This window comes from Knoellia sinensis KCTC 19936 (genome assembly GCF_000768705.1).
GTDB classification, from domain to species: domain Bacteria; phylum Actinomycetota; class Actinomycetes; order Actinomycetales; family Dermatophilaceae; genus Knoellia; species Knoellia sinensis.
Map to the genome: position 1 here is coordinate 297,891 of NZ_AVPJ01000002.1, position 25,326 is coordinate 323,216.

General features: G+C 68.3%; 24 protein-coding genes. 11 read left to right on the top strand and 13 right to left on the bottom strand.

Features of this window, described 5'->3' with window-relative positions; all coding sequences use genetic code 11:
* Positions 1-143: 143 nt before the first annotated feature.
* The 7 genes from pstB to cuyB all read right to left on the bottom strand — a co-directional run bounded on the left by pstB (position 144) and on the right by cuyB (position 8,502).
* A complete protein-coding gene (gene pstB, locus N802_RS04270) occupies positions 144-920 on the bottom strand; it encodes a phosphate ABC transporter ATP-binding protein PstB (protein ID WP_035912602.1) in 777 nt (258 codons plus the stop codon).
* A 53-nt stretch (positions 921-973) separates the two neighbouring features.
* Positions 974-1,894 carry a phosphate ABC transporter permease PstA gene (pstA, locus tag N802_RS04275; protein WP_035912604.1) on the bottom strand — a complete coding sequence of 307 codons (921 nt, stop codon included), beginning with the start codon at positions 1,892-1,894 and terminating at the stop codon, positions 974-976.
* Positions 1,891-2,904 (bottom strand): phosphate ABC transporter permease subunit PstC, encoded by a 1,014-nt coding sequence (pstC, locus tag N802_RS04280; RefSeq protein ID WP_035912607.1) that lies wholly within the window; start codon positions 2,902-2,904, stop codon positions 1,891-1,893. Before pstC ends, pstA begins: the two co-directional genes overlap by 4 nt.
* 109 nt (positions 2,905-3,013) lie before the next feature.
* A complete protein-coding gene (gene pstS / locus N802_RS04285) occupies positions 3,014-4,138 on the bottom strand; it encodes a phosphate ABC transporter substrate-binding protein PstS (RefSeq protein ID WP_035912608.1) in 1,125 nt (374 codons plus the stop codon).
* 256 nt (positions 4,139-4,394) lie between these two features.
* On the bottom strand, positions 4,395-5,300 hold the full coding sequence (locus N802_RS04290; RefSeq protein WP_342666741.1) for an NUDIX domain-containing protein: 906 nt from the start codon (positions 5,298-5,300) through the stop codon (positions 4,395-4,397).
* Positions 5,301-5,383: 83 nt separating this feature from the next.
* On the bottom strand, positions 5,384-7,747 hold the full coding sequence (locus tag N802_RS04295; protein ID WP_035912610.1) for an RNA degradosome polyphosphate kinase: 2,364 nt from the start codon (positions 7,745-7,747) through the stop codon (positions 5,384-5,386).
* Positions 7,748-7,794: 47 nt separating this feature from the next.
* Positions 7,795-8,502: a cysteate racemase gene (gene cuyB, locus N802_RS04300; protein WP_035912612.1), complete on the bottom strand. Its 708-nt coding sequence runs from the start codon at positions 8,500-8,502 to the stop codon at positions 7,795-7,797.
* 149 nt (positions 8,503-8,651) lie between these two features.
* Here cuyB and N802_RS04305 point away from each other — a divergent pair, with 149 nt between their 5' ends.
* The 6 genes from N802_RS04305 (at position 8,652) to N802_RS04330 (ending at position 14,204) form a co-directional block, all read left to right on the top strand.
* Positions 8,652-9,878, top strand: coding sequence for a lipid II:glycine glycyltransferase FemX (locus N802_RS04305; protein WP_035912613.1), 1,227 nt, complete (start codon positions 8,652-8,654; stop codon positions 9,876-9,878).
* Between the two features lie 14 nt (positions 9,879-9,892).
* Positions 9,893-11,206, top strand: coding sequence for a carboxylate--amine ligase (locus tag N802_RS04310; RefSeq protein WP_245613822.1), 1,314 nt, complete (start codon positions 9,893-9,895; stop codon positions 11,204-11,206).
* 156 nt (positions 11,207-11,362) lie between these two features.
* Positions 11,363-11,644: a type II toxin-antitoxin system Phd/YefM family antitoxin gene (locus N802_RS04315; protein ID WP_035912614.1), complete on the top strand. Its 282-nt coding sequence runs from the start codon at positions 11,363-11,365 to the stop codon at positions 11,642-11,644.
* Positions 11,641-11,925, top strand: a complete 285-nt coding sequence (locus N802_RS04320) for a type II toxin-antitoxin system RelE family toxin (protein ID WP_035912616.1) — start codon at positions 11,641-11,643, stop codon at positions 11,923-11,925. The genes N802_RS04315 and N802_RS04320 overlap by 4 nt, the downstream gene beginning before the upstream one ends.
* Positions 11,926-12,022: 97 nt before the next feature.
* Complete coding sequence (locus N802_RS04325) at positions 12,023-13,543, top strand: amino acid permease (RefSeq protein WP_035912620.1); 1,521 nt, start codon at positions 12,023-12,025, stop codon at positions 13,541-13,543.
* 55 nt (positions 13,544-13,598) lie between these two features.
* Positions 13,599-14,204 (top strand): NAD(P)H-dependent oxidoreductase, encoded by a 606-nt coding sequence (locus tag N802_RS04330; RefSeq protein ID WP_035912621.1) that lies wholly within the window; start codon positions 13,599-13,601, stop codon positions 14,202-14,204.
* Between the two features lie 23 nt (positions 14,205-14,227).
* Here the strand turns inward: N802_RS04330 and N802_RS20990 are convergent, their stop codons facing one another.
* Complete coding sequence (locus tag N802_RS20990) at positions 14,228-17,185, bottom strand: helix-turn-helix transcriptional regulator (protein WP_084071861.1); 2,958 nt, start codon at positions 17,183-17,185, stop codon at positions 14,228-14,230.
* A gap of 203 nt (positions 17,186-17,388) precedes the next feature.
* On the opposite strand from N802_RS20990, the gene N802_RS04340 reads away from it, so the two are divergent.
* Together N802_RS04340 and N802_RS04345 are read left to right on the top strand one after the other, a co-directional pair.
* On the top strand, positions 17,389-17,625 hold the full coding sequence (locus N802_RS04340; RefSeq protein ID WP_035912623.1) for a hypothetical protein: 237 nt from the start codon (positions 17,389-17,391) through the stop codon (positions 17,623-17,625).
* Positions 17,622-18,473 (top strand): class I SAM-dependent methyltransferase, encoded by an 852-nt coding sequence (locus N802_RS04345; protein WP_035912625.1) that lies wholly within the window; start codon positions 17,622-17,624, stop codon positions 18,471-18,473. Before N802_RS04340 ends, N802_RS04345 begins: the two co-directional genes overlap by 4 nt.
* A gap of 78 nt (positions 18,474-18,551) precedes the next feature.
* Here the strand turns inward: N802_RS04345 and murJ are convergent, their stop codons facing one another.
* From murJ to N802_RS04360, 3 genes are read right to left on the bottom strand one after another with little or no spacing between them, the layout of a single operon-like run.
* The gene (murJ, locus tag N802_RS04350; protein ID WP_156971283.1) at positions 18,552-20,240 is read right to left on the bottom strand and encodes a murein biosynthesis integral membrane protein MurJ; all 1,689 of its coding nucleotides are present in this window, start codon (positions 20,238-20,240) and stop codon (positions 18,552-18,554) included.
* 30 nt (positions 20,241-20,270) lie between these two features.
* Complete coding sequence (mshD, locus tag N802_RS04355; protein ID WP_035912629.1) at positions 20,271-21,281, bottom strand: mycothiol synthase; 1,011 nt, start codon at positions 21,279-21,281, stop codon at positions 20,271-20,273.
* Positions 21,278-21,985 carry a winged helix-turn-helix transcriptional regulator gene (locus tag N802_RS04360; RefSeq protein WP_035912631.1) on the bottom strand — a complete coding sequence of 236 codons (708 nt, stop codon included), beginning with the start codon at positions 21,983-21,985 and terminating at the stop codon, positions 21,278-21,280. Before N802_RS04360 ends, mshD begins: the two co-directional genes overlap by 4 nt.
* A gap of 20 nt (positions 21,986-22,005) precedes the next feature.
* On the opposite strand from N802_RS04360, the gene N802_RS04365 reads away from it, so the two are divergent.
* Both N802_RS04365 and N802_RS04370 read left to right on the top strand, forming a co-directional pair.
* Positions 22,006-22,278 (top strand): MoaD/ThiS family protein, encoded by a 273-nt coding sequence (locus N802_RS04365; RefSeq protein WP_052109415.1) that lies wholly within the window; start codon positions 22,006-22,008, stop codon positions 22,276-22,278.
* A 40-nt stretch (positions 22,279-22,318) separates the two neighbouring features.
* Positions 22,319-23,158: a hypothetical protein gene (locus tag N802_RS04370; RefSeq protein WP_156971284.1), complete on the top strand. Its 840-nt coding sequence runs from the start codon at positions 22,319-22,321 to the stop codon at positions 23,156-23,158.
* Between the two features lie 84 nt (positions 23,159-23,242).
* On the opposite strand, the gene N802_RS04375 is transcribed toward N802_RS04370, so the two are convergent.
* Entirely contained in the window at positions 23,243-23,635 is a 393-nt protein-coding gene (locus N802_RS04375) for a DsrE family protein (RefSeq protein ID WP_052109417.1), read from the bottom strand.
* A 36-nt stretch (positions 23,636-23,671) separates the two neighbouring features.
* Between N802_RS04375 and N802_RS04380 the strand changes: the two genes are divergently transcribed.
* A complete protein-coding gene (locus N802_RS04380) occupies positions 23,672-24,181 on the top strand; it encodes a heme-binding beta-barrel domain-containing protein (protein ID WP_035912633.1) in 510 nt (169 codons plus the stop codon).
* 109 nt (positions 24,182-24,290) lie between these two features.
* Here the strand turns inward: N802_RS04380 and N802_RS04385 are convergent, their stop codons facing one another.
* Positions 24,291-25,316 (bottom strand): LCP family protein, encoded by a 1,026-nt coding sequence (locus tag N802_RS04385; protein ID WP_035912636.1) that lies wholly within the window; start codon positions 25,314-25,316, stop codon positions 24,291-24,293.
* Positions 25,317-25,326: the final 10 nt, after the last annotated feature.

Below are 25,326 nucleotides of genomic sequence, written 5' to 3' on the forward strand. Positions count from 1 at the left end.
CGGTGTGGCCGCAGTTCTGGCCGGGCTGATCGTCGGCCCGCAGGACACAGCCCACAGGAATCTGCAGGGCACGCCGTGCGGCCCCCTGCCCGCACGGCATGCCCTGTGTGCGCCACAGCCCGAGGCCGGCGCCCAGCCCCGACTCAGCCGAAGCGGCCCGAGATGTAGTCCTCGGTGGCCTTCTCGGTCGGGTTGCTGAAGATCTTCTGCGTGTCGTCGACCTCGACCAGGCGGCCAGGCTGGCCCGTCGCCTTGAGGTTGAAGAACGCCGTCTGGTCCGAGACGCGCGCCGCCTGCTGCATGTTGTGCGTGACGATGACGACGGTGTACTTGCTCTTGAGCTCGTTGATGAGGTCCTCGATGGCGAGCGTCGAGATCGGGTCGAGCGCGGAGCACGGCTCGTCCATGAGCAGCACCTGCGGGTCGACCGCGATGGCACGCGCGATGCAGAGGCGCTGCTGCTGGCCACCGGACAGCCCGGCGCCGGGCTTGTCGAGGCGGTCCTTGACCTCGTTCCAGAGGTTGGCGCCCTTGAGCGACTTCTCGACGACCTCGTCGAGCTGCTTCTTGTTCTTGACCCCGTTGAGCTTGAGGCCGGCAGCGACGTTGTCGCGGATCGACATCGTCGGGAACGGGTTGGGCCTCTGGAACACCATGCCGACGGTGCGGCGCACGGCCACCGGGTCCATCGACGGGGCGTAGAGGTCCTGGTCGTCGAGAGCGACCGTGCCGTCGACGCGACCGCCCGGGATCACCTCGTGCATGCGGTTGAGGGTGCGGAGCACGGTCGACTTGCCGCAGCCCGACGGGCCGATGAAGGCCGTGACGGAGCGGGGCTCGACGGTGAGGGACACGCCTTCGACGGCCTTGAAGTCGCCGTAGTAGATGTCCAGGTCCTTGACGTCAATGCGCTTGGCCATGGGAGTGGTTCTCTCTTTCGAAAAATTCTTCGTATGCCGTGTGTGCGGCGAGGTCAGTTCCGCACCTTGCTGAACCGGCTGATGAAGCGGCCGGCGATGTTCAGCAGGAAGACGAGGAGGATGAGGGTGAGGGAGGCTCCCCAGACGCGGTCGACTGAGGGCTGGACGCTCTCGCCGTAGCTCTGGAAGATCATCGTCGGCAGCGTCGGCATGAGACCGTCGAAGAGATTCGTCGCGATGACCGCCGTGTAGGGGCCGAGGATGATGAGCGGCGCCGTCTCGCCCATGACACGAGCGAGACCGAGCAGGACGCCGGTGACAATGCCCGAGAACGAGGTGGGGATGACGATCTTCATGATCGTCTTCCATTTGGGCACGCCGAGGGCGTACGACGCCTCCCGCAGTTCGTTGGGAACGAGCTTGAGCATCTCCTCGGTCGAGCGGACCACCGTGGGGATCATGAGCATCGTCAGCGCGAGGCAGACCGCGATCGGGAGGCGCTGGAAGCCGAAGGTCGTCACCCACACGGCGTAGACGAACAGGGCCGCCACGATCGACGGGATGCCCGTGAGGATGTCGACCATGAAGGACACGGTCTTGGCGAGGCGCCCCCGCCCGTATTCGACGAGGTAGATCGCGGTCAGGACACCGATGGGCACGGAGATGAGGGCGGTGACCCCGGCCTGGATCAGGGTGCCCTGGATGGCGTGGACGGCGCCGCCGCCCTCCCGCCGCGACGTGATCCCGTTCTGGGAGTGGGTCCACCACGTGAGGTCGAGGAGCATCTGACCTCCCTTGAACACGGCTGACCCGAGGATCCAGACGAGCGGGATGAGTGCCACGAGGAACGCGGCCCACATGACCACACGCGCCACCTGGTCCTTGACCGCACGCGCGCTGGACTTGCCACCGAAGTCGTCGCTGGGCGCGGTGGTGGGGAGCGCGGACTCGTCGAGAGTGCTGAGGGTGCTCATTCGCTGAAGGCCTTCCGACGCTCGATGACGACCCGGGCCGCCGCGTTGACGATGAAGGTGAGGATGAAGAGGACGAGGCCGGCGGCGATGTAGGCGCCGGTCTTCTGCGCCGAGTCGAACTCGCCGGCGTCGTTGGCGATGCGCGAGGCGAACGTCTCGCCACCGCCGAAGATCGACCAGTTGAAGCTCTCGGAGGCGTTGAGTGCGGAGAGGAGCAGCGTCACCGCGAGGGTCTCCCCGAGCGCCCGGCCGAGGCCGAGCATCGCCGCGGAGATGATGCCGGGCTTGCCGAACGGGAGGACCGCGGTGCGGATCATCTCCCACTTCGTCGCGCCGAGGGCCAGGGCGCCCTCCTTGTGGGTCGTGGGCACCTGGGCGAAGACCTCGCGCGAGATCGCCGTGACGATCGGCAGGATCATGATCGCGAGGATGATGCCGGCGAAGGCGAGCGTGCTCTTGGCGCTCGGCGTCCCGGTGTAGGTGAAGAACGGGAGCCACCCGAGGACGGTGTCGGTGAACCTGGCGACCGGCTCGAAGTACTCACCGGCGACCTGGAGGCCCCAGAGGCCATAGACGATCGACGGCACCGCGGCGAGCAGGTCGACAAGGGTGGCTGCGGGCTTGCTCAGCCAGCCGGGGGCGTACTGGGTGATGAAGAGGGCCACGGCCACGCCGAGCGGCACGGCGATGAGCATCGCGATGATCGAGGTGATGATCGTCGCCCAGAGCAGGTCGACGATGCCGAACCGCGGGTTCTCGCCGGCGGTCACCCACTCCCGCGAGGTGAGGAAGTTGGCGTCGTTGTTGAGCAGCGACGGAACGGCCTGCCAGACGAGGAAAACCCCGACGAGGGTGACGAGGGCGATGACGAGGATGCCGGACCCGGTGGCCAGGCCGCCGAAGATGCGGTCACCGAGTCGCCCGGTGCCGGCCTGGTCGGCCTCCAGGGGTGGGCGGCCGTCGCCGGTGGGCAGCTCGTCGATCGCGCTGTGACCGGTGATCGATGACACGAGGGTGAGGTCCTCTCGGGCAGGGGTGGGAAACGGGGTCGAGGGGGCGGGGCCGCTGCGGCCCCACCCCCTCAGTTGACCAGAAGGTCAACGATGGTCGAAAGCGCGATCAGGAGATCGCCTCGATCGCGGTCTCGACCTTGGTCTGAACCTCGGGGGGAAGCGGCGCGTAGCCGATCTCCTCGATGGACTTCTGGGCCTCCTCGGAAGCGAAGAACTTGAGGAAGGCCTTGATGTTCTTCTGCGTCTCGGCGTCCTCGCCCTTCGAGCAGACGATCTCGTAGGTCACGAGGTTGATCGGGTACGCACCCGGCTCCTTCGTGGCGTAGTCGAGCTTGAGGGCGAGGTCGTTGCCCGTGCCCGTCTGCTCGGCGGTGGCCACGGCCGTGCCGACCGTCTCGCTGTTCAGCTCGACGGGGCCGGCGCCGTTGTCGATCGCGGCGACGCCGAGGTTGTTGTCCTTGGCGTAGCTCCACTCGACGTAGGTGATGCCACCGTCGGTGCTCTTGACACCCTCGGCGACACCGGCCGACTTGGCCTTGCCCTCACCCTTGCCGTCCCACGACTTCGAGGGCTCGCCGGCCCAGTTGGCCGGGGCGGCAGCCTTGAGGTACTTGGTGAAGTTCTCGGTCGTGCCCGACTCGTCGGAGCGGAAGAAGACCTTGATGGCGGTGGCCGGCAGGGTGGTGCCCGAGTTGATCGCGGCGATCTTCGGGTCGTTCCAGGTGGTGATCTTGCCGGAGAAGATGTCACCGGCGACTGCCGGCGTGAGGTTGAGCTTGTCGACACCCTCGACGTTGTAGGCCACGGCGATCGGGCCGGTGACGAGCGGGATGTTCCACGCGGGGGAGCCGCAGTACGTGGCTGCCTCGGTGGCCTCGACCTTGCCGTCCTTCTCGACCGTCTTGAGCGCCGAGTCGGAACCGGCGAAGTCGACCTGGCCGGCAATGAACTGCTTGATCCCCGCGCCCGAACCGGACGGGTTGTAGTTGATCGTGGCGCCCGAGCAGGTCTCGCCGAACTTGGCGGCAACTTCCTCGATGGCGTTCTTCTGGGCGGACGAGCCCTCGACGTTGAGGGTGCCGTCGAAGCAGTCTTCGTTGGCCGTGGCGCTGGCCGTGTTGCCGCCGGCTTCGGCGTTGGTGCCCGTGTTGTTGTCGGAACCGCATGCGGTCAGGGCAATCGAACCGACGAGGGCGAGTGACGCCATCGTGCCAAGACGCTGAATCTTCACTGTTGTTGCCTCTCACAAGAATGAACGGGAGCCGGCCACGGCAGGGGGTTCTCGGTGGCCCGACACTGCGAAGGTAAGGACGCCCGGTGACCGGTCGGCCCGTCGTGGGTGAACGACGCGTGAACGGTGTTCGGCCATTGCCTGACGCGCAGTTCAAGTGAGAGTCAGGTCACTCTCCGCTCATCACCGACCTATTGCCCGTTCGGCCAGTGAGGAGCGCAGCGACGAACCGGCCGAACGGGCAATAAGTCGGTCTCTACGGGAGGTGGCGCTCGACGGCGACGATGCGCGCGCCGCCGTTCTTGCCGTGGCGTTCCTTGCCCAGGCCAGTCCCCGCTACGTGGCAGACGAGGGCCTCACCCTTGGCGAGGTTCTCGTCGCGGGCCTCGACGAACCGTTCCAGCAGTTCCACGGAGTCCGGCCCGCCCAACTCCAGCAGGGGACTCAACACGTCCATCACCGCCGGCAGCACCGGCCCATGCGTGCACAGCGCCATCGGCTCGCCCCGCTCCAGCGCCCGCGCCACGTGCTCGGCAGCCTTCTCCGGCGCCGCCTCGTGCCCCTCCTCCGAGAGGCCCTTCCTGGTACGGGGAGCGATCCCGGACCACACGGCATACGGGGAAATCGTGTCGAGACAACGCAGCGAAGGTGACGTGACGATGTCGGTGATTCCGTATGCCGTGAGCACCGGAATGAGGGCATCCGCCCGTTCTCGCCCGCGCTCGTCCAAAGGCCGCAACTGGTCGTCGTCGCTCCAGTCGGAGCGGGCGAGGGCCTTCGCGTGCCGGACGATGACGAGCGGCCAGGTGTCGAGAGTGCCCTCGGTGTGGGCGCGGACAAGGGCCCTCAGCTGGTCGCGGTCGTGCGAGTAGTCGAGGCGGACGTCGGCTTCGGCGACATCGAGCCAGTCGACGGCGTCGATCTCGTTCTCGAGGCGGCCGTGACCACCGGTGACGGTCGAGGCCCAGTAGCGGACGACCTTCTCGCCCTGCTCGCCGCTCTTGGTGAGCATGAGGTAGTGGGCCCCCGGCAGTGGGCGCCCGAGGCGCACCTGGAGGCCGGTCTCCTCCTCGGTCTCGCGGGCCGCTGCGGCCGACCAGTCCTCGCCCGGGTCGAGCTTGCCCTTGGGCCACGACCAGTCGTCGTAGCGAGGCCGGTGCACCAGGGCCACCTGGAGCACGCCCTTGCGCACCCGCCACGGCAGCGTTCCAGCCGCGGGGATGGCTTGGGCGCGGGCCTGCGCGCTCAGCGCCGCCGAGCCTTGCGTCGTCGCTTGGCGTGCATCTCGATGAGGTCCTCCTGGATGTCCGGAAGGGGTTCGCCGTGCTTGTCGAGGTGGCGCCGGCTCCACCGACCGTCGCCGGAGAGGGCCCAGTGCGAGTAGTGGCCGCTCATGCCCTTCTTCATCAGTGACGCGAGGTCGGCGAGGTGGCGCGGGTCGCTGAGGCGTACGAGGCATTCGACGCGACGGTCGAGGTTGCGGTGCATCATGTCGGCGCTGCCGATCCAGGCCTCGACATCGTCTCCGGTGCCGAAGAGGAAGACGCGCGAGTGCTCGAGGAAGCGGCCGAGGACCGAGTGGACGGTGATGTTCTCGGACAGGCCCTCGACTCCGGGGCGCAGCGCGCAGATGCCGCGCACCCACACGTCGACCCGGACGCCTGCCTGGGAGGCGCGGTAGAGCGCGTCGATGATCTGCTCGTCGACGATGGAGTTGACCTTGATGCCGATGTAGCCGGTGCCCTTCTTGGCGTCCTCGGCATCGACCTGCGCCTCGATGCGCTCGATGAGACCGGAGCGCACGGAGCGCGGCGCGACGAGGAGTCGCTTGAACTTGCTGCGCGGCGCCACACCTGACAACTGGTTGAAGAGCTTGGTGAGGTCGTCGCCGACCTGGGGGTCGGCGGTGAGGAGGCCGAAGTCCTCATAGAGGCGTGCCGTCTTGGGGTTGTAGTTGCCGGTGCCGATGTGGCAGTAGCGGCGCAGCCCGTCCTCCTCCTGGCGCACGACGAGGCTGAGCTTGGAGTGGGTCTTGAGGCCGACGATGCCGTAGACGACGTGGACGCCGGACCGCTCGAGCTTGCGCGCCCACTCGATGTTGTTCTGCTCGTCGAATCGGGCCTTGATCTCGACGACCGCGAGGACCTGCTTGCCGCTGTCGGCGGCGTCGATGAGGGCATCGACGATGGGGGAGTCGCCGCTCGTGCGATAGAGCGTCTGCTTGATGGCGAGCACGTTGGGGTCAGCGGCAGCCTGCTCGATGAAGGCCTGGACCGACGTCGAGAACGAGTCGTAGGGGTGCTGCAGCAGGACGTCCTGCTTGCGGATGCTCGCCAGGATGTCGCGCGCCTTGGCGCTCTCGGTCGGGGCGAGGTCGCTGTTGGTGCGGGCGACGAACGCCGGGTAGTGCAGGTCGGAGCGCTCGAGGTCGGCGATGATGTTGAGTCCGCGCAGGTCGAGCGGCGCCGGCAGGCGATAGACCTCGGCCGCGGTCACGCCGAGTTCACGGACGAGCAGGTCCATGACGTGGTCGTCCATCTCGCGGTCGACCTCGAGTCGGACCGGAGGGCCGAAGCGGCGGCGGGTGAGCTCCTTCTCGAGGGCCGTGAGGAGGTTCTCGGCGTCGTCCTCCTCAACCTCGAGGTCCTCGTTGCGCGTGACCCGGAAGGTGTAGTGCTCGTGCACCTCCATGCCGGGGAAGAGTTGGTCGAGGTGGGCGGCCATGACGTCCTCGAGCGGGACGAAGCGCACGTCGTAGGTGTCGCCGGCGGCCTCGTCCGCCGTGGAGGTGCCGGCGCCGCCCACGCGCAGCAGGCGCGGCAGCAACGGCGGCACCTTGACCCTGGCGAAGTGCTCCTTGCCCGTCTTGGGGTTGATGAGGAGGACGGCGAGGTTGAGCGACAGCCCGGAGATGTAGGGGAAGGGGTGCGCCGGGTCGACGGCCAGCGGGGTGAGGACCGGGAAGACGCGCTCGGTGAACATGTCGCCGAGCTGGGCCTGCTCCTCCTCGGACAGCTCGTCCCAGCGCACGACCTCGATGCCCTGGGCCTCGAGGGCCGGCTGGACGAGGTCGTCGTAGACGCGGGCCTGCATGTCGAGGAGCTCGTGGCTCACCCGGGAGATCTGCTCGAGCACCTCGCGCGGCTCGAGGCCGGACGCCGAGCGGACCGCGAGCCCGGTGGCGATGCGGCGCTTGAGGCCGGCGACACGAACCATGAAGAACTCGTCGAGGTTCGACGTGAAGATCGCGAGGAAGCGCGCCCGCTCGAGCAGGGGCACATTCTCGTCGGCCGCGAGTTGGAGCACGCGCTCGTTGAACTGGAGCCAGGAGATCTCGCGGTCGAGGAAGCGGTCGGTCGGAAGGCCGTCGTCCTCCCCGGTGCGGACGAACCGACCGTTGGCGGCGCGCGGCTGGGCACCCCGGGCCTCGGTGGCGGAGGCGCTCGCGATCGAGGTGTCCGTGACGAAGCTCGTGTCCGTGGTGGCCCGCGCGGCCTCGGCGGCCGCGTCCTGCGCTGCACCCGGGAGCGTGCCGTTCTCGACCAGCCCGTCGGCGACCTCAGCGGCCTCCGGGTCGAGGGCGGTGTCGGACTTCGTCGACGTGCTCATGAGTCCATCGTGTCAGCGGCAGGTGAACGGGAGGAGACAAACCATGATCAGCGCAGCCGTCCGCCCGCACGAATCACCGTTTGGGCTGCCAGGGCATCGAGTGAATCCACGACGTCGGGGTCCTCGACCTTGAGGTCGGTCTGCAGGATCGACAGTTCGGTGCAGCCGAGCACGATGGCCTGGGCGCCCCTGGCGCGCAAGTGCGCGACCGCAGCGTCGAAGCGCTCGCGCTCGACCGGCATACCGGCTTTGACTCCGTCATAGATCATCGACATGACGTCCTTCTGGACGACGTCGTCGGGCTCGACCGGAGTGAGCCCGCGCTCGATCGCCGTGTCGTGATAGATCCGGGAACGCAGCGTGCCGTCGGTCGCGAGGATGCCGATGGTGGTGAGGTCGGGGACAGCGGTCTGGGCGGCGGTCACCGTCTCGGCGACGATGTCGAGGACGTCGATCTCGACTGCGGCCTGCACCTCGTCGAGGAAGGCGCGGGCCGTGTTGCACGGGACCGCGATGAACGTGGCGCCGGCGGCTTCGAGTTGGCGCGCGTCCTCCGCCATCACCGGTCCGGGGGACTCGTCACTGTCTCCGACGATGTATGCCGTCCGGTCCGGAATGCTTGCGTGGTTCCACACGAGCATGTCGACGTGGTCCTGGTCGCGATCGGCGTCGGTCATGGCGAGGATGCGCTGCATGAAGTAGACGGTGGCCATCGGGCCGACCCCGCCGAGGATGCCGACCGGTTCGTTGCGCACCCATCGAGCGTAACCCGCGCAGGTAGTCCAGCCATGACGCGGAAATCTCGGATCGTCCCGGATATATCCGCGACCTTCGTCGATTTCCGCGTCACGCCCGGGTCGATAGACTCCCCAGCGATCCCTGACTGGCCCGACCTAGGAGTTCCGTGGCACTGGCCGCCCTCGACCTCACCGACCGCGAGCACGACGACTTCGTCCGTGACCACCCCAAAGGTCACCTCATGCAGACGACACCGTGGGGCAAGGAGAAGGAGCACACCGGCTGGACCTGGCGCACCGTCGCCGTGGGCCGCCCGAGCAGGACGGCGGGGGAGCGCCCCGAGGTCACGGGTGTCGCCCTCATCCTGTTCCGTCGCACGCCCGTGCTGCCGATGGCGCTCGCCTACTGCCCGCGCGGCTTCGTCGTCGACTGGGCGGATGGCGAGAGCGTCGACGCCCTCCTCGCCGAGGTGAGCCGCGTCGCCAAGGGAAACCGAGGCGTCCTGCTGCGCATCGACCCGGCCGTTCGCATCGACAACCCCGACATCCGCCCCGCCCTCGAGTCTCGCGGCTTCACCCGCACCGACCCGGGTGACGATGCCGCCAAGACGCTCGCCCAGCCGGCGCTGCGCATGGTCACCGACATCAGCGACCTCGACCAGCTCCACAAGGACCTGTCACAGGGCACGCGGCAGTCGATTCGCAAGGGCGAGAAGTCGGGCCTGATCTACGAGTCTGCGGGGCGCGACGGCGTCGACGCCTTCTACGAGCTCATGAAGACGACCGGCGAGCGCGACGGCTTCGGCATCCGCAGCAAGGACTACTTCACGACCCTCGTCGACGTCCTCTCGCCGACCGACGACATCGTCATCTCCCTCGTCAAACTCGACCATGGTGCTGCGGCCGACAAGGCCCGAGCGGCGCTCGAGGACACCCGCGCCCAGCTCCAGAAGGCGCAGGGCAAGCGCGAGAAGTACCCCTCCGAGAAGGCCGACCGTCAGGTCGCCACGCTCGAGGAGCAGATCGCGGCCAAGGACAAGTCGATCGAGGAGTTCGAGGCGGCGCACGCAAAGCACCCCGACGGCCAGTACCTCGCCGGCTCGGTCTTCGCCACCTGCGGCACCCGCGGCTCCTACCTCTATGCCGCGTCCTCCAACGACTACCGCAACCTGCGCCCGAACTACCTCATGGTCTGGCGGATCATGCAGGACGCCGCGGCCAAGGGCGTCAAGACCTTCGACTTCGGAGGCATCGACGCGTCCGAGGGGCTCGAGGAGTTCAAGCGTCAGTGGAACCCAGAACGACGTGAGTATGCCGGTGAGTTCACCAAGCGCCTCCGTCCCGTTTCAGGTCGGCTCATCGACCTGGTCGTCAAGATCTACAAGCGCCGCTGAAGGGCTGAAAACCGTTGTCTGACAAGTCCTTTGCGTCCATCGCGGACCAGCCCTTCGTCCCCGTCATCGTCGGCGCCCACGTCGGCGGCTACTCGCTCGTCCGCGCCTTCCACGAGGCCTACGGCGTGAAGTCCCTCGTCGTCACCGGCGCGACGTCGTGGGTCGTCGAGAACTCCGCGATCCTCGAGGTCGTCCACTGCTCCGACGCGCACGACCCGGCGGTGCTCGCGGCCACGCTCAAGGGCTCGCCGTTCGCCAACCTCGCGCAGCCCAAGATCCTGCTCGCCACCTCCGACTCGCTCGTCGACGTCATCGCCCTGATGCGCGACGACCTCGACGACTCGTGGAAGGTCCCCTATGTCGGGGCCGAGCCGCTCGCGCGCGCCACCCGCAAGCACACCTTCGAAGAGGCGGCGCAGGCAGCGGGAGTGACGACTCCGGCGACGACGTTCATCGACCTGGGAGACACGGCATACAACGTTCTTGAAGCCGAACTCCCCACCGACGGCTACCCACTCATCGTCAAGCCGACCGCACCGGCCGCGTGGAACCGCGTGAAGTTCGAGGGCCAGGCCAAGGTCCACGAGGTCGCGACGCAGGAGGAGCTGCGTGATCTCGTCGGCCGCGTGCAGGCCTCCGGCTACCGCGAGACGCTCATCGTGCAGGACAAGATCCCCGGCGACGACACGGGCATGCGCATCCTGACGTGCTACTGCGACAAGGACTCTCGCGTGCGGTTTGCGAGCTATGGACGCACGCTCATCGAGGAGCACTCGCCCGGACTGCTCGGTGTGCCCGCCGCGATCCTCACCGGCCAGAATCGCGAGATCGTCGACGAAGCCGTGCGGCTTCTCGCCGAGCTCAAGTGGGTCGGCTACGCGAACTTCGACCTCAAGTACGACCCACGCGACGGCAAGACGAAGTTCTTCGAGCTCAACCCGCGGCTCGGGCGCTCGAACTACTACGTCACGGGGACGGGGTTCAACCCAGTGCGGTGGTACGTCGACGAGTACGTCCACGACAACCTGCCTGACGAGTTCGAGCTCGTCGAGGCCGACACCGAGTCGGTCTACTCGGTCGTGCCGGTGCGGACGATCAAGTGGGCGATCGCACGCCACCCCGACCTGTGGGAGCGGACGCAGCGGGTCATCAAGGCCGGTGGGCTGCGCAACCCGTTGCACTACAAGGCCGAGAAGCACCCCGTTCGGTGGGCCAAGATCCTCGCGGCGGGCGTGAGCTACGACCGCAAGTTCCACCAGTACTACGACCCGGAGGCGGCCTTCCACCCCGGTGGCGAACCCGCCGACTCCGACCTGCCGCGTACCTAGCTCACCCAATTGGACGGTTCGGCACAACCCAGCCCATCGCGTATGCCGTCCGCCCACCTCGGCGTCCCCACCCACCGCTGCGCGCGGGATCCCCACCAACCATCAGCCTGAATTTGGGCCTTCTATGGGTCTGAATGCGGGCGTAGTTTGGTGCGCATGCAGACGCTCCCGATCTCGAAGGTGAAGGACAGGCTCAACGAGTTGGTGGACTCCGTGGCGCTCACCCATGAGCAGGTGACGATCACCAAGAATGGGTCGCCGGCGGCAGTGCTCATCGGAGCGGACGAGTGGGAGTCCCTCCAGGAAACCCTGTTCTGGCTCTCCCGTCAGGGCACCCTCGATGACGCGGCTCGGGCGCGGCAGGACCTGGCTGACGACGAGACGGTGAGTGAGGACGAGATTCGAGCAGAGTGTGGCGTGCCGCGGAAGGGTCGATGACCGACGAGCGGGAGCGCGTTCACGAGGTCGTCTTTGCTGCCTCGGCTCAGCGCGATCTCCGTGACATCCCACCGCGCATCGTCCCCGCGATCATTGAGTTTGCGTTTGGTGAACTCGCGCGCAAGCCGCGCTCCGTGGGCAAGCCCCTGCAGCGCGAACTCGAAGGACTGTGGGGAGCCCGACGCGGGCCATACCGCATCCTCTACGAGATCGTGGAGGATCGACTGCTCGTCCTGGTGATCCAGGTCGACCACCGCTCTGACGTGTATCGCCGACGTTGAGAAGTCGCGCAGTGCGGCCGGTGGGCCGCAGTGTTCTGCGAAGCATTGTGGGGCTGCGACTCGCCGGTAACTCCGCATTTGGTTCTAGCGTGTTGGGATGAGCCTCTTCAGGACGAAGTCGGTCGAGCAGTCGATTGCGGACACCGAGGAGCCGGAGCACCAACTCAAGAAGAACCTGGGTGTGCTCGACCTCGTGATCTTCGGGGTGGGCGTCATCATCGGCGCGGGCATCTTCGTGGTCACCGGCACGGTCGCCAAGACCAACGCTGGACCGGCAATCACGCTCTCCTTCATCATCGCTGGCCTCGCCTGTGCGCTGGCGGCCCTGTGCTACGCGGAGTTCGCCTCCACGGTCCCGGTGGCGGGCAGCGCCTACACGTTCAGCTACGCGACCTTCGGTGAACTCATCGCCTGGATCATCGGCTGGGACCTCGCGCTGGAGTTCACCATCGGTTCCGCTGCCCTGGCCACGAGCTTCTCCGGCTATTTCCAGGAGGTCGTGGCCGGGACGCCGTTCGAGGTGCCGGCGTCGCTCGGCTCCGCTGCTGAGGGCACGGTGGACCTCCCCGCCGTCATCATCTCGCTGCTGGTGATGGCGGTGCTCATCGCCGGCATCAAGCTCTCCAGCATGATCAACCAGGTCGTGGTGGCCATCAAGCTGCTGGTCGTCGCGGCGGTGATCGTCTTCGGCGTCTCGCACATCGACACGGCCAACTACTCGCCCTTCGTTCCTCCCTCCGAGCCTGCGCCCGAAGGGGAGCGGGGCTTCATGGACGGCACCCTGATCAGCTGGCTCCTGGGAACGGACCCGGCGGTCTACGGCTTCGCAGGTGTCATCGCCGGCGCCGCGATCGTGTTCTTCGCGTTCATCGGCTTCGACATCGTCGCCACCACCGCCGAGGAGACCCGCAACCCGCAGCGCGACGTGCCCCGCGGCATCCTCTACTCGTTGGCGATCGTCACGGTGCTCTACATGGCGGTGAGCCTGGTGATCACCGGGATGCAGAACTACACCGACATCGAGGCCGGTGACCCGGCGCCCCTGGCCACAGCGTTCGACGCGGTCGGCATGGACTGGATGGGGCGGCTCATCGCCATCGGCGCGTGCATCGGGCTCATCGTCGTCGTCATGATCCTGATGCTCGGCCAAACCCGCGTCGGGTTCGCCATGGCCCGTGACGGGCTCCTGCCGCGGGGACTCGCCAAGGTGCACCCGAAGTTCGGCACGCCCTACATCTTCACCGCGATCACCGGAGTGGCCGTCGCGATCATCGGCGGCTTCGTCGACCTCGCGACCCTGGTCAACCTGGTGAGCATCGGCACCCTGTTCGCCTTCGTGCTGGTGAGCGTCGGAGTGGTCATCCTGCGCCGGACCCGCCCCGACCTGCCGCGCGCCTTCCGGACGCCCGCCGTCACCGTGGTCGCGGGCCTGTCGGTGCTGCTCTGCTTCTACTTGATGCTCAACCTCACGGGAGGCACATGGGTGCGCTTCCTCATCTGGATGGCCCTCGGCCTGGTCGTCTACTTCGCCTACGGCCGCTCCCACAGCCGACTTGGCCGCGGGGACCACACCACCGAGCCACCAGCGGACGTGATCACCACCGACCCGCGCGTGTGAGCGCGACGACGGAGGAGATGCCACGGCGCGATCCCCACCTCGCCGAGATCATCCGATGAGGACGATGGTCGTCGTTGCGCACCCACGGCGCGAGAGCTTCTCGCACGCCATGGCAGCGGGCGTGGCTGAGGCGGTCTTGGCGTCCGGTGCCAGCATCGATTGGCACGACCTCTATGCCGAGGGCTTCGATCCCGTTCTGCCGGTCGAGGAGACCATGACGTCCGGAAGCTCGGCGCTCGACCGCCATGAGATCGGGTCCCCACTCCTTCGTGCGCATCGAGACCATTTGGCACAAGCGGATGCTCTCGTCGTGGCGCACCCCAACTGGTGGGGCAAACCCCCGGCGATGATGGCCGGTTGGCTCGACAGGGTGCTCGTGCCGGGGGTGGCCTACGAACTGGATACACGGACCGGTGCCCCCCGACCTCTGCTCGGGCTGCGCCACCTGCTCGTCCTGAATACGTCGGACACGCCAGCCGATCGGGAACGCGAGGTCTTCGGTGACCCGCTCGACCTCATCTGGCGGCAGTGTGTCGGTGGCTACCTGGGTGAGGCGCAGATCCAGCGGCGGATGTTCGGCCCCATGGCCGAGGCGGATGCCACTCAGCGACGTGCCTGGCTGGACGAGGTCGGCGCACTCGCCAGAGCGCTCGCGAACTGACTCTCGAAGCGGACGAGCGGCACCTAGCCCAACTCCTCCTGCCCGCCCGCCTGAGCAGTCACCCGGGTGGCCAGGCGCGAGAGCTCGACCCGGCTCGCGGTGCCGGTCTTGCGCAAGAGGTTGGAGATGTGTGACGACACTGTCTTCTCGCTGATGAACAGCGCCGCGGCGATCTCGCTGTAGGTCGAGCCACTGACCACGTGTCCGAGGATTTCGCGCTCGCGGTCAGTCAGACCTGGGAGAGGCGCCGGCAGCTCCCCGGCCCCGGCCTCGGTTGAGTTCGTCGCCGGCGGCGTCGAAGCCGTGGCAGGTTGCGGTACCCGCGCGATGCGGCCGAGGGTGCCGACGTCGTCGAGGATCGCGCGAGCATCCAACTGGCGTGCCAGTCGCTCCGCGCGGCGCCAGGCGTCGATGCCCCGGCGTCTCTGTGAGGGGCCTTGCGCCAGAAGCGATTCGGCAGCTCGCCACCAGGCATAGGCGCCAATCCAGGGCAACTCGGCGGCCTCGCTCGACGCAGCCACGCCCCTCCAGCGGTCGCCGAGGCCCGCGTTGTCCTTGGCGCCGCGCTCGGTTGCTCGGGCGCGCGCCTCCTCCGTGTCGTACCAGCCCTGCATCAGTCGCAGGTGTGGCTGGCTCTCGGGGTCGTCCCCGGCCTCGACGACGATGGTGGGGAACTCGCGCACGAGGTCGTCGATGTCGGTGGGCATGCCGTCCTCACTCGGCGAACGACGCGACTCCGTGAGGTCAGCCATGGCTCGGGCCGCCAACGGGACGAGCCACTCGCACAGATGCGGACGTGCCCCTCTGGCGCGTAAGGCATGCACCGCTGCCCGCAGCGCAACCTCGGGTTCGCCCGATGCGAGCGCGACGAGGGCCGTGGCCGTCGCCAGCGAGTCGTTCGGGTGGAGGCCCGGTGTCGCGAGCAACTCCGTGGCGCGCTCGAGCTGCATCGAGGCCTGTCTCGTCCGGCCCTGGAAGGCGTCGAGCATGGCGGCAGCGAGGCGCGACTGGATGTCGACGAACGGGCCGGGGTCCGAGGAGCCGAGTGAGATCCGGAGAAGGTCGCGGCAGACCTGCCAGTCGCCGATGAGAAGGCGCTTCTCGGCCTCGAAGGCAGCGCAGATCGCGACCTGCACATGTGGCGCGCCTCCCGTCGACATCTCACGACGGGCTCGACTCAGGACGTCGGCGACCGCTGCGCTCACCGGAGGGCTTGCGGCGTTGACCTGCCAGGCGATGGCGTGTTGATAGGCGTGCCAGTCCTTGGCGTCCAGCGCGACCCGTCCTGCCTCCTCGGCGTACTCCACAGCATTCGCCGAGGATCCCTGGACGGTCGCGACCATGGCCCGTGCGCACAGTGCGAAGGCGAGCGCATGCGGGTTGCCCGTCCGTCGCGCGATGGTGACCGCCTTTTTCGCGTGGGCCTCAGCTCCGGGATCGTCTGCCCAGACCATGGCTCTGACGAGTTCGGCTTGCGCGACGGCGTGCTGCCACGAGGAGGGGTCGGCGCGGGTGAGGTGCACGGCGATCAGTGCCTCCGCCGGCTCGGGGGTGCCGGCGCCGGTCAGTGTGTGCAGCCGCGAGCGTTGCACGCGCAACCAGCCCGCCTCCAGCGGCTGGACCGTCTCGTCGATGCGCTCAAGGAGGGCGTTGACCGCCACCAGCTGGTCGCCGAAGGCCCCGCCTGCTTCGGCGGCGCTGCGGAGCAACTCAAGGAGGTCGTCGAGCGTCTCCGCGGCGTCCGGGACGCTGGGGCGCACGTCGATGGCCCGTCGCAACAGTCGGCGCAGCTCTGGCGAGGTGCGTGCTGCACCAGCAAGGTCCCACGCCCGGAGCGCCCAGGCGTATGCGGCCGGGGCGTTGCCAGAGCGGTGGTGGTGGTCGCTCAGGGCCATCGCGGCGGACACGTTCGGCTTCTCGTCGGCCGTCGCCTTCTCAAGCTGTTTCGCGTATGCCGCGTGCCACGTTTCCATGCGCGTGGCACCGAGTTCGGAGTCGAGTGCCTCGGCCTGGAGTGGGTGCTGGAACCAATAGCCGTCCGGCTCGCTGAGTCGCAGGATTCGACGCGTGACGGCCTCCTCGAGCGCTGGTCGGACATCCGGGATCCCCAGGTCGTCGGCCACGGCCTCGAGCAGATTGAGCGTGACGGGTCGGCCGCCAGCTGCGACGAGGCTCGTCACCTGGCGTGCGGCCTCGCCGAGTTCGTGCCAGTCCCGCTTCACTGCAGCCAAGAGGTTGGCCGATGGCAGGTCGGGAAGGAGGCGGGCGTCGGGCGAGACGCCATGCACCAGCAACCGGGTGCAATAGGGGTTGCCCTCGGCCTTGATGAAGACGTCGTCCACGAGACTCTGATGGGGGGCGACGTCAGTCAGCGCCATGAGTTGCTGCTCGGTGCCGTGCCGGTCGAGGGGTCCGACGTGGAGGGTGTCGACGCCCGGCAACCGTTGGACGTCCGCGAGCCATCGGTGCAGCGGGTGACCATCGGGGAGGACATCGTCCCGGGCGGCGACGACCAGGGCCAGGGCGCGGTCACGGGGGCCGGCCGCGAGATAGAGCAGGACGTCGAGCGTGCTCTGGTCGGCCCACTGCACGTCGTCGACGAACAGGACCAAGGGGCGTTCTGCACTGACCTCGTCGACGTAGGCATCGAAGGCGCGGGGAGCCCTGTCGATGTCGTCGATCGCGGCGAGGCGCTCGGCGGCTTCGGATGCTGTGTCACGCAGGGCCGCCCGCAGCGGCTGCAGGGGCACGGTCAGGGTCTGGAGGGGGAGGCAGGCGCCCGCAAGGACGTGGTACTCGCGAGCGGAGCCGACGACGTCGGTGAGCGATTCGCGGACGAGGCTCGTCTTCCCGATCCCGGCCATGCCGGTGACGACCAAGGTGCGGCTGTGCCCCTCGGCTGCGTGTTGCAGGCACGAATGGATCGCAGTCAGCTCCGGCTCACGACCAACAATCACGTGCCGTCCGCTCCCGGACGCCATCCTTCATGCTCCCACGCACCCCGGGGGCGGACAGGCCGACGAGGAGCTTCGTCAGTGGATCTGAGGGGGCTGAGGGGAGGAGTTGAGGGGTCGCGCCGGATGTGCGGCGACCGGGGTCGGCGGACCGTGGAAGACACCCACCGAATCGGTGGGTTGTCGTCCACCAGATCGGTGGAATGACACTCCGGACAAGGAGCACCACCATGCAACACATCATTCGAGGCACAGCAGCGGCCACTCTGGCCCTCCTCCTGGCAGGGGCAGGGGCGGGTGCCGCGTCGGCGGTTTCCTACCCCGGTCCGTACATTCCGAAGCCGTACGTCCCGGCGGTCCAGCAGGGCGACTCGCTCAAGCGCATCGACACCCAACTCGTGCGGCGCGACAACCTCACCGGCGCGGGTGCCAGCGCGCCGTCGTTCATCCCGGCACTGGGGTCATGATGACCACGACACAGGCACGCGCGACGGCACAGACGATTGACGCGGACCGCGCCCTGAAGGCCCGCCACCGGGCCATGTGGGCGCTGGGCGACTATGCCGCCGTGGCGGACGAGGTCGTCGGTGACCTCGGCGCAGTGCTGGTCGCCGCAACCGGGATCAGCGCCGGACAACGGGTCCTCGACATCGCCGCCGGGAGCGGGAATGCCTCGTTCCCGGCGGCCCGTGACGGAGGGGAGGTCGTCGCGAGCGACCTGACGCCGGAGCTCCTCGATGCCGGCCGTGAGCGGGCGAAGAGGCAGGGGCTGGATGTGGACTGGCGGGTGGCCGACGCCGAGGACCTTCCCTTCGCCGACGCCTCCTTCGACGTCGTGCTGTCCTGCCTGGGTGTCATGTTCGCTCCCCACCACACGGTGGCGGCCGATGAGCTCCTACGGGTCGCGCGGGCGGGGGCGTCGATCGGACTGCTCTCCTGGACGCCGGAGGGTTTCATCGGGCAGATGTTCGCGGCGGTGAAGGCGTTCGTGCCAGCACCACCGGTCGGGGTCCAGCCTCCGCCGCTGTGGGGCGACGAGGAGCACGTGCGCTCGTTGCTCGGGGATCGCGTCGTCGACCTCGAGGCTCGGCGCAGGATGTTGACCGTCGACCGGTTCCGGACGCCCGAGGAGTTTCGTGAGTACTTCAAGGCGAACTACGGGCCGACCATCACGGCCTACCGCGCCGTGGCCGACGACCCGGCTCGGGTGGTCGAACTCGACGCCACACTCGACGACCTCGCGCGCCGACACCAGGCGCCAGACGGCGCCATGGAGTGGGAGTACCTCATCGTCACTGCCCGCCGCACGCCCTGAATCCACGACTGATTGCCCCGCACTGCACGGCGAGCGCAGCGAGCGCGTGCAGTGCGGGGCAATCAATCGGAGGGGAGGTCAGATGGGGAGCCGGCGGAGGATCGGGGCGAGCATGTCGTCGACCTCGCGGATCCGCAGCAGCTTCGTGAGCCCGAGGAACACGACACCCATCACGGCCCCACCGGCCACGAGCGCCAGGAGGTGCCAGAGCCACGGACTCGCCGGGTCGAAGACAAGGGTCGACGCTCCCCACCCAGCCAGCCCAGCAACGGCGGACGCCAGCGCGAGCCGGATCCACAGGCGCGAAACCTCACCCATGCCGAGCCCGCCCAGCTGTCCTCGCGCCACGATGAGGAACGCCGCAGCCGACACGATGTTCGCGATCGAGGCGCCCGCAGCCACCGTGGCCACGACGTACTCCCTCGGCGCCACCCAATACGCCACTGCGGCGCCGATGAGGTTGATGACGGTCATGAGGGCCACGAGCCAGAAGTTCATCCACCCGTCCCCGCGGGCGAAGCAGTAGCGCTGCTTGAGCGCCGTGATCCCGAACGGCATGAGTCCGACCGCCATGATCGCGAGGACCAACGCGATGCTCCCCGGCTCGTCGATGCCCCGGCTCGCGTCGTACTGGATTCCGGGAAAGAGAGTCTTGACGATCGGCCGCCCCAGAGCGATGAACGCTGCGACGGCGGGGAGCAACAACACCGCCGGACTCTTGAGCCCGCTGACGACCCGGCGCCGCATCTCCGCCAGATCGCCCGACTCGTGCGCCCGCGACATCGCCGGGAACAGTGCCGTGACGATCGAGGTCGTGATGATCGAGTGGGGAAGGATGTAGAGGCTGTAGGCCAAGGCCTGCACCATGTTGCCTGCAGCCGCGGGTCCGTCGGACTCCTCCGGCGACATGACGGCGGTGCTCACAAAACCGTAGAACTGCGAGATCAGCAGGGCCCCAACCGTCCACCCCGTCATCCGCGACATGTCGCCGAACCCGTAGCCACGCCACCCGAACCGCGGCCGGTAGCGGAACCCCGACTTCCATAGCGGCCACGCGAGGCTCAACCCCTGGATGACGATGCCGAGCGTCGTGCTCACGCCCAACACGAGGATCATCTCCGTTGTCCACGGCTCCACGGCGGGCTGCTTGTCCCACTTCAGGATGAACCAGCCGAGGCCCGCGATCTGGATGATGTTGGCCCACGCCGGCGCCCATGCGAACGCGAGGAAGTTCCCGCGCGCCTGCAGCACTTGGCCGAGCACGGCATACAACCCGTAGAAGAACAGCTGCGGCATGCAGATGTAGGCCATGAAGGTCGTGAGGTTGATGAACGCCTGCCCGGCGTTGTCCTTGGTGAGTGCCCCGATGATCCACGGCGTCGCCGCGATCGAGAGGAGCGTCGCGCCACCGAGCACGAGCAGGCACAGCGTGATGAGCCGGTCGCTGAAGTCCTGACCGCCGTCCTTGCGCAGCATCGCCTTGGTCAATTGGGGGATGAGCAGGGCCGAGATCAGGCCGCCGTTGATGAGCACGAAGAGCTGGGTCGGCAGGGTGTTCGCGATGGTGAACGAGTCGGCGGCCACGCCCGCACCGATGGCGCCCGTGAGCAGAGCGGCACGGACGAAGCCGAGGATCCGCGACCCGAAGGTCCCGATCGCCATGATCGCGCTGTTGCGGGCGACGTTGTCCACGCGCGCAGCGATCTCCGGCGGCGGTGCGGCGCCTTCAGGATCTGCTTCGGCGCCCTCGAGGCGTGGGTCGGTCACGGGTTCTCCCTTGTCGCGGACCGCCACACTCTACGGCGCGTCAGGCCGCCCGTAGACGACGTGGATCGCCGCGTCCTCGAACCCGGCCCTTCGATACGTGGCCAGCGCTCGCGTGTTGTCACCATCGACATACAGCTCGATCTTCTCGACGCCCTGCCGGGCGAGGTATGCCGTTCCCAGTCCCGTCAGCGGACCCGCCAGTCCCTTTCCTTGGTATGCCGGGTGCACGCCAACCACATAGACCTCACCTGTCGTGGACCCGGGCTCACGCTTGGTCCAGTGGAACGCGGCGAGGGGGTGCTGGCCATCGGATTCGGTCACCGTCGTGTCCTCCACGAGGAGGAAACCAGCAGGGTCGAACCAGTCCTGCGCCATCCGGTCGCGGAGGTCGGCGAGGGTGATCGAGCCCTGCTCCGGGTGCGAGGCGAAGGCGAGACCGTTGACCTCGAGCCACGCCTGTTCGTCTCGCCCGGGTTCGAAGGCGCGAACCGAAAAGCCCTCTGGCAGAACGGGATCCACGACATCACCGGACACGACTGCGCGAGCCATGACGTGCAGTTCACGCGTCGACACCAGCCCCGCCGAGGCAGCCAGTGCCTGCGCCGCCGGCAGGTTCCCATGCGCCCACACCCCGACCGCCACTTGCCGCGACTTTGTGCCCGATTGGGACACGTCGACGGAGGCCTTCGGCCGACGCGACGTGTCCCAATCGGGCACAAAGTCGGCCCGTGAGTCACCGTCGAACACAGCGCGCAGGAGGGCCCGGCCGACGCCCTGGCGTCGCGCCGGCGGATCCACGACGAGCTCGGCAGAGCCTGAAGTGTCCACCGCCGCATAGCCGAGCAGCCCCTCGGAAGGTGACTCAGCGGCATACGCGACGAAGTGGGTGACTGATGCGCGAGGTGAGCCGAGTGCGAGTCTGAAGGCCTCCGAAATGGCCTCGACGCCATCGGCGTCGGCTGCCCGATCAATCAGTGCCAGAACCGACGCAACCGACGGCTCGTCCAACGACGACGCCGACTCGATGCGGAAGTCGCTCACGACGACACCGACTCGGTGTCCGCCTCTGCCTCTTCGGGGACGAAGCGGTAGCCAACGTTGCGTACCGTCCCGATCAGCGTCTCGTAGTCCACGCCGAGTTTGGCGCGCAGCCGACGCACATGGACGTCGACGGTGCGGGTGCCTCCGAAGTAGTCGTAGCCCCACACCTCCTGGAGCAGTTGCGCCCGGGTGAAGACGCGGCCCGGGTGCTGTGCGAGGTACTTGAGGAGCTCGAACTCCTTGTAGGTCAGGTCGAGGGCATTGCCGCGCAGCTTGACCGAGTAGGTCGCCTCGTCGATGACGAGCACGCCGGCCGAGATCCGGACGTCCTCCTCGACCCCACCCTCGTCCTCGAGGGAACGCGCGATGGCGAGCCGCAGCCGCGCCTCGACCTCGGCCGGGCCGGCAGTGTCGAGCAGCACGTCGTCGATGCCCCACTCGGGCGTGAGACCGGCCAGCCCGCCCTCCGTCAGGACAGCGAAGAGCGGCGCCGACAACCCGGTGGTGCGGATGACCCGGCACAGCGACCGGGCCATGGCCAACTCACGGCGGGCGTCGACGAGCACCGCGTCGGCGCTCGGAGCGTCGATCAGGGCAGTCGGCTCGGCCGGGAGGATGCGAACATGGTGACTGAGCAGGCCCAGAGCTGGCAGCACCTCGGCGCTCGGCGCCAGGGCGTTCGTCAGCAGCAGAAGTTGGGCCATCCAGCACAGAATAGGTGGACATGACCACGATCGACGGGACTCACCGGGGCGTGAGACCAGTGACACTGCGCTACTGGGCAGGTGCCCGTGCGGCCGCAGGGGTCACCGAGGAGACCCTCGTCACAGGGCCGCTCGTGGGTGACGCGCTCGACGCAGCCGTGGCCGCCCACCCGGAACTGAGCGACGTCATGGCCGTGTGTTCCGTGCTGGTCGACGGGCGCGCCGTGGGGCGCGACGCCGAGCTGCGCGAGGGCGTCGTCGTCGAGGTCCTGCCGCCGTTCGCCGGTGGCTGACAGGGTGTCAGGCGTGCTGCGGGATGGCAGGATGCCCACCGTGGATGCGACCGAGCCCGTGAGCGAGTCGCGCGCCGGCCGTCGAGCAGCGCGCGAGGAGCGTCGTCGCCATCCGGTTGCGCCGGCGGTGGCGCACGAGCGTCACCTCACCCTCGTTCTCGCGACGGCCGCGTTCGCCGTGCTGCTGGCGCTGGGCACGGTCGCCGACCATGTCCTTGGCGCCGCCGCCGTCGCGTGGGGCGGCATCGTGCTCGCCTGGGGGTGGCCCGAACTGCTCGGAGCGGCCTCGCGCTTCGGCTCGTCCGTCGTCATCGGGCTGTCCGGCGTCCTGGCCGCGGCGGTCGTGGCGCTGACCCCCGACGAGCCCTATCTCCGGCACGTCCCTGTCGTCATGGTCGCGGCGGTCTTCGGGATGTTCTTCCACCAACTGATCCGCAAGGACGGGCGCGAGCGACTCACGCAGTCCGTAGCAGTGACCGCAGCCGGGCTCGCCCTCGCGACGACCGCGGCGGCGTTCGTGCCGCTGGGCCGCACGTCCGACGGGCCTCAGGTCGTCATGGTCGTCGGCCTGGCACTGGCGCTCTCGGCGTTCGCCGATCTTGGGGCGCCGTTCGTCAAGGCCCGGCGCTGGATGCTTCCGGTGGCCGTGGCCATCGGCTTCTTCGTCGGCGGGATCGCTGGCCTCGTCATCTCTGACGTGGGCGTCCTCGCGGGCGTCGTCCTGGGCGCGGCCGCCGCTGGGTTGGCGCACGTCCTCCGAAGGGCGCTAGGTGCCTTGGATCCCATCCGCGGGATGCGCGGCCAGATCACCGCGGGTGTGGCGTCGGTGCTCGTGACGGCTGTGCCGGTCTACGTCATCGCCCGCGCCCTCGTCGGCTGACGCCTTCCCATCGGCTCGTCCTTGTGCCCCATTGGGACAACTCGGCTGGTGCTCGCCGTCCCAATGGGGCACAAGGACGAGTGGTCAGTAGACGATCGCCTGCACGTCCGGTCGGAGGATTTCTTCGACGTATGCCGCCGCGCCCCGGATCGTGGCCCCCTCCAGGAGATCTTCGGGTCCGAGTTCACGACGGGCGGCGCACTGTCCGCAGACCGTGACCGTCGCGCCCGCGAGCAGCGCGTCCCGGAGGTCCTCGAGCGGGGCGCCGTGGGGGAGGTCCAGTTCCTCGGCACGCCCCGCCACCGCCATCCACGACGCGTCACCCGTGAGCCACACGCTCACGTCGGCGCCGGCCGCCAGTGCCGTCGTCGCGACGGTGAAGCCCTGGTTGAGGCGTTCGAGGGCCTCGGCGCCACAGGTGATCTTGACGACGAGCGGGCGGATGCTGGGCGGAGTGCTGGCCGAACTGCTGATCATTGGGGCTCCCTTCGCGGTGCGACTACGATCCCACTCGTGGCATTCCACCTCGACACAGACCTCCCGCCCGAGCTCGCCCCGCTGGCCTGGCTCGTCGGCACGTGGGCCGGCGCCGGCGTCGTGGGCTACCCGACGATCGAGTCGGCGAACTTCGGCCAGGAGATCACCTGCTCCCACGACGGCCGCCCGTTCCTCAGCTGGCACAGCCGGACGTGGCTCCTCGACGAGGGCGGCGAGAAGGTGCGCCCGCTCGCGACCGAGGTCGGCTTCTGGCGGCCCGTACCCGAGACGCCGGACGGCACCAACGTCGAGCTGCTCCTCACGCACCCCACGGGGATCGTCGAGATGTATGCCGGGCACGCCCAGCCCGCCAAGATCGAGCTCCGCACCGACGGCGTGATGCGCAGCCCGCACGCGAAGGAGTACACCGCGGGCCACCGCATGTACGGCTACGTCCAGTCCAACCTCATGTGGGTCATGGACATGGCGGCGATGGGCCAGCCCCTCCAGTCACACCTGAGCGCCGAGCTCAAGCGCGTCGACTGACCCCAACTTTTGCTCCCCATGAGGGGAGGTGGAGGGCCCGGAGGCTTAGTTTCCCTCCGGCCCCTTCAGGTTTCCTCCGGTCGGCACGAGGGCTCCCACCCGATCGGCGTCAGGGGGTGACGGTGACGTCGGCGTAGGTCTCCATCGTGTCGGTGCGCAATGCCTTGCCCAGTTCAGCCATGCTGGCCTCGTCGACGATCTCGATCGACCCGCCGTCAGGCGCCGTGCCGAACCCGGTGAACGGGGCGGTGATGAAGACGACGTCGCTGCCGCGAAGGTTGCGCAGCCCGATCGCCTCGCCGCGCATCGTGCCCACGTCGAGGTTCTGGTCGACGACGAGGTTGTCGGTCGCGGCATCGATGAACTTGGTCAGCGTGACGGGGTTGGTCAACGTCTCGCGGCTCAGCGTCTTGAGCATGAGTGCCTTGATGAATGCCTGCTGGCGCTTGCCGCGCGAGATGTCACCCTCGGACAGGGTGTAGCGCTCGCGGACGAACAGCAGCGCCTCCTCGCCGTTGAACTCATTCCAGCCCTGGCGGACCTTGAACGACCCCTCGTCGCTCGCCTCCTCGGCGTAGACGCGGACCCCGCCGACCGCATCGGTCATCTTCTGGAACCCCTCGAAGTCCGTCTTGGCGACGTGGTCGATCTTGACCCCGAGAAGGTTCTGCATGGTCTGCACGAGCAGGGGCGAACCGCCGTAGGCATAGGCCGCGTTGATCTTGTCCTTGCCACGTCCGGGGATGGCGACATAGAGGTCGCGCGGGAAGTGGATGAGGTGCACCGCCGACTTGTCCTCGGGCACGTGCGCGAGCACGATCACGTCGGAGCGCCCGACGTCGCCGGGGCGCGTGTCCGCTCCGACGATGAGGTAGTTCTGCCCCACGCCCTTCTGCGGGATCGCCACCGTCGAGCCGTCCGCGAGGGTGGCGGAGGGTGCCGCCTTGGGGAGGAGTTCCTCCTGGCTGATGTTGCCCGAGACCTTCTGGTTGAGGAACACGAAGAAGCCAGCCGCGGCGACGAGTGCCAGGGCCACGAACGACGCCACGACGAGCAGGATGCGGCGTCCCCACCGGGGCCCGTCCTTGGTCTGTCGCCGGGTGGGCTGGTCGGCATCGGTGAAGTCGTCGAGCACGCGGCCAGTG

What these genes read in the sequence shown, in the direction of transcription:
- N802_RS04345 (WP_035912625.1), top strand. Translation starts at nt 17,622, where the DNA reads ATGATGACCACGACACAGGCACGCGCGACGGCACAGACGATTGACGCG.
- pstB (WP_035912602.1), bottom strand. Translation starts at nt 920, where the DNA reads ATGGCCAAGCGCATTGACGTCAAGGACCTGGACATCTACTACGGCGAC.
- N802_RS04360 (WP_035912631.1), bottom strand. Translation starts at nt 21,985, where the DNA reads ATGGCCCAACTTCTGCTGCTGACGAACGCCCTGGCGCCGAGCGCCGAG.
- N802_RS04320 (WP_035912616.1), top strand. Translation starts at nt 11,641, where the DNA reads ATGACCGACGAGCGGGAGCGCGTTCACGAGGTCGTCTTTGCTGCCTCG.
- N802_RS04325 (WP_035912620.1), top strand. Translation starts at nt 12,023, where the DNA reads ATGAGCCTCTTCAGGACGAAGTCGGTCGAGCAGTCGATTGCGGACACC.
- N802_RS04365 (WP_052109415.1), top strand. Translation starts at nt 22,006, where the DNA reads ATGACCACGATCGACGGGACTCACCGGGGCGTGAGACCAGTGACACTG.
- N802_RS04295 (WP_035912610.1), bottom strand. Translation starts at nt 7,747, where the DNA reads ATGAGCACGTCGACGAAGTCCGACACCGCCCTCGACCCGGAGGCCGCT.
- N802_RS20990 (WP_084071861.1), bottom strand. Translation starts at nt 17,185, where the DNA reads ATGGCGTCCGGGAGCGGACGGCACGTGATTGTTGGTCGTGAGCCGGAG.
- pstA (WP_035912604.1), bottom strand. Translation starts at nt 1,894, where the DNA reads ATGAGCACCCTCAGCACTCTCGACGAGTCCGCGCTCCCCACCACCGCG.
- N802_RS04315 (WP_035912614.1), top strand. Translation starts at nt 11,363, where the DNA reads ATGCAGACGCTCCCGATCTCGAAGGTGAAGGACAGGCTCAACGAGTTG.
- N802_RS04375 (WP_052109417.1), bottom strand. Translation starts at nt 23,635, where the DNA reads ATGATCAGCAGTTCGGCCAGCACTCCGCCCAGCATCCGCCCGCTCGTC.
- N802_RS04340 (WP_035912623.1), top strand. Translation starts at nt 17,389, where the DNA reads ATGCAACACATCATTCGAGGCACAGCAGCGGCCACTCTGGCCCTCCTC.
- N802_RS04330 (WP_035912621.1), top strand. Translation starts at nt 13,599, where the DNA reads ATGAGGACGATGGTCGTCGTTGCGCACCCACGGCGCGAGAGCTTCTCG.